Below are 2,941 nucleotides of genomic sequence, written 5' to 3' on the forward strand. Positions count from 1 at the left end.
CGACTTGAACCGCAACGTGATGGCACCCCCAGCACCCTTCAAGAATAAGCCAGAGTATAGATATGCCCTAACTTATGCCGATCGGATTGCCGATCTGCTCACGCCCCAGTCAGGTGCGTATTATGAGGTGTGGTTGGATGGAGAAAAAGCCATTACTGGTGAACCCGTACCGGAAGTAAAAGCGGCACTAGCACACGACACCAACCATACAATTTTCCCTGGAGATCTAGAGCCACTGTATGGGATGCAATACATGCCCCGCAAATTTAAAATTGCGATCACTGTACCTGGCGATAACTCGATCGATATTTTCTCTCAAGACTTAGGATTGGTAGTAATTACTAATGCTAAAGGACAATTATTGGGCTTTAATGTTTATGCTGGTGGCGGTTTAGGACGCACCCATAATAAAGAAGAAACATTCGCCCGCATAGCCGATCCGATCGGCTATGTAACTAAAGCAAATATCTACGATCTAGTTAAAGCAATCGTGTCTACTCAACGCGATTATGGCGATCGCACCAACCGCCGTCACGCGCGGATGAAGTACCTGATTCACGATTGGGGCGTAGCTAAATTCAAAGCCAAAGTTGAAGAATATTACGGCAAAAAAATTCAACCCCTCAAGCAACTTACAGCCTTTAAATATATCGATTTCTTAGGTTGGCACGATCAAGGCGACGGTAAGGTATTTCTGGGGATCTCAGTTGTCAATGGACGTATTAAAGACGAAGGCGATTTTAAACTCCGCACGGCGTTAAGAGAAATCGTCCAAACTTATCAAATCCCGATGCGCGTGACTCCCCATCAGAACGTGCTGATTTACGATATCGAGCCAGCCGATCGAGATAATATTCATAAAATCCTGCTCGACAATGGCATCGAACCAGATCCGCTCAACATCGATCCGCTCGTCCGCTACTCGATGGCGTGCCCAGCCCTGCCTACCTGCGGTCTAGCGGTCACTGAATCCGAGCGCGTGGCTCCAAGCGTCAATGAGCGTTTTCGCGTCCTCCTGGACAAATTAGGCTTACCTGACGAGCAATTCGTCATCCGCATGACAGGTTGCCCCAACGGTTGCGCCCGCCCATATATGGCAGAAGTCGGTTTCGTCGGTAGTTTCCCCGAAAGTTATCAAGTGTGGTTGGCTGGTTGTCCCGCGCAGACTCGTCTGGCGCAGGTATACACAGACAGAATGCACATTAACGATCTGGAGACTTTCTTCACGCCGATGTTGGAGTACTTTAAGATCGATCGTAAGCCTGATGAAGGTTTTGGTGATTTTTGCAACCGCGTTGGTTTAGAATCCATTCGCGAAGTTTGTAAGCACTAAAATAGAAGAACTTGCCCTCTTTTCGATGTGGAAGTAGGGGAAACATCGCGATTTTTTAGTCGTTACAATATTTCCCCTATTTTAACGATCGTTTCTAGTAGCAACTTATCCCTACCTGCCAATCGATCGCTGTTTAATAGAAATGCTGGAGCCATTGCATCCAAATTCTTTCGCTCGGTTCTCACCCATTCAGTAATGAATATTCTAACTTCTGCCTCACTTGCGGCGATTTCTACAATTAAATTTGGGCAACCATTAAACAGGGTAATGATGTCCTCAAAGTCTTTGCTAAAGTAAAATTGATTGCGTCCACGACTGCCAAAAGCCTCAATTTTTGATGCAAGTAAATAGGCGATCGTAAATATTTTAATTTCGATTCCGTTAGGCAAGGTTAAGTCGAGCGCGTCAGCTACTCCCCGCTTATACCAACGATTGCCAAAGCCCAAAATTTGAGGATCGACTGGCATCACATCCAGTTTTACACCCTCACACAGCCATCGACACAAAGGCGCGCCAGGGGAAGTATCTTCGCTCAATCCCAATGCTCTGAGTGTTGCGGATAATTGGTAATATTCGCGTTGGGATGTAACTTCAACGACACAATCTACATCCTCAGTTGGACGCATATCTCTAGCACTTAAAGCATCTAGATACAACGAAATCGTTGCGCCACCAGTGTAAACAACTGGTTGTGGTAATTGGTTTAATACCCTCGCTACCACCATCAGCATGTCAATAGATTTATCGCTCACAGTGCTGCCCCCAATCGTTCTTGTAGTCCAATAGCAGCCAACTGTTGTTCCCGAATCCGTCCCACTCGGAGAGCGTCTACCAACCCCAATAATTCATATAACTGAGGATCTAAACTAGCTGCTAGGGGCACAGATGGATAGAGGGGGATAAGTGCTAATCCAATCTCTGTTCCAGTCGGAAATGCCCAAACCAAAGGCTCTTGAGAGCTGATAATCTGTTCTTTCAATGGTGAAATCGAGTGAGCGGTAGGCATTCCTCGTACCAATGTCCCTGGAGTAGCAGGATAGATATATTTCAAGCCATGAATCAAGAGTTCTAACAAGTGAGGTGTCAACGGTTGCTGGTTGAGGGGGTTGTAAAGTTTGGCAATGGCACTACGCTTGAGGGAGCCATGGACTTCGGAAGCACTCATACCTAAGCTTTCAGCTAGATCGCTATACCGCCACTGTCGATCGTGCCACAGATGTGTCTTGAGCAGGATTGGAATATCTTGAGGTTTGAGCATAGAAATAGTAACTATTATTTCTATTCTATATTCGCAAATAGAGAATAGACGCAAGTTGAAATCGGAGTGGTGGAAAATGCGATCGGGTTGGCTTAGAATCTATCCACGAAGTTTGTAAACATTAATTAATCTCGACAAGTTGTACGCTTCATCAAGTTCGTTACGAGCTTCTAAGCGGAACACCAATACATAATTCATGCTTGCGCCTTAATCGAAGCTTTAACTTCTGCCCAAGTCATTACCTCGTCAGGATTTGCTTCATAGTCATCAATACGTCGATCGAGCTCGCGCTTTTGTGGTTCTGTAAGATTGCAGTCAACTTGTTCTGCGGCGATACTATCTAAGATACC

4 protein-coding genes are annotated in these 2,941 nt (G+C 45.7%); 1 reads left to right on the plus strand and 3 read right to left on the minus strand.

Annotation, left to right across the window (positions count from 1 at the left end; all coding sequences use genetic code 11):
* A partial coding sequence (locus RMO52_RS04630) for an NADPH-dependent assimilatory sulfite reductase hemoprotein subunit (protein ID WP_310411322.1) occupies positions 1–1,333 on the plus strand: 1,333 nt, incomplete at its 5' end.
* 62 nt (positions 1,334–1,395) lie between these two features.
* Here RMO52_RS04630 and RMO52_RS04635 read toward each other — a convergent pair.
* The 3 genes from RMO52_RS04635 to RMO52_RS24640 form a co-directional block, all read right to left on the minus strand.
* Positions 1,396–2,085: a hypothetical protein gene (locus RMO52_RS04635; RefSeq protein WP_310411325.1), complete on the minus strand. Its 690-nt coding sequence runs from the start codon at positions 2,083–2,085 to the stop codon at positions 1,396–1,398.
* Complete coding sequence (locus tag RMO52_RS04640; RefSeq protein ID WP_310411328.1) at positions 2,082–2,591, minus strand: hypothetical protein; 510 nt, start codon at positions 2,589–2,591, stop codon at positions 2,082–2,084. The genes RMO52_RS04635 and RMO52_RS04640 overlap by 4 nt, the downstream gene beginning before the upstream one ends.
* 194 nt (positions 2,592–2,785) lie before the next feature.
* On the minus strand, positions 2,786–2,941 hold a 156-nt coding region (locus RMO52_RS24640; protein ID WP_396134884.1), incomplete at its 5' end, for an addiction module protein.

The organism is Chamaesiphon sp. OTE_8_metabat_110, assembly GCF_031382685.1.
Classification (GTDB): domain Bacteria; phylum Cyanobacteriota; class Cyanobacteriia; order Cyanobacteriales; family Chamaesiphonaceae; genus Chamaesiphon.

Coding starts and splice junctions, on each gene's coding strand:
- RMO52_RS04640 (WP_310411328.1), bottom strand. CDS start 2,591: ATGCTCAAACCTCAAGATATTCCAATCCTGCTCAAGACACATCTGTGG.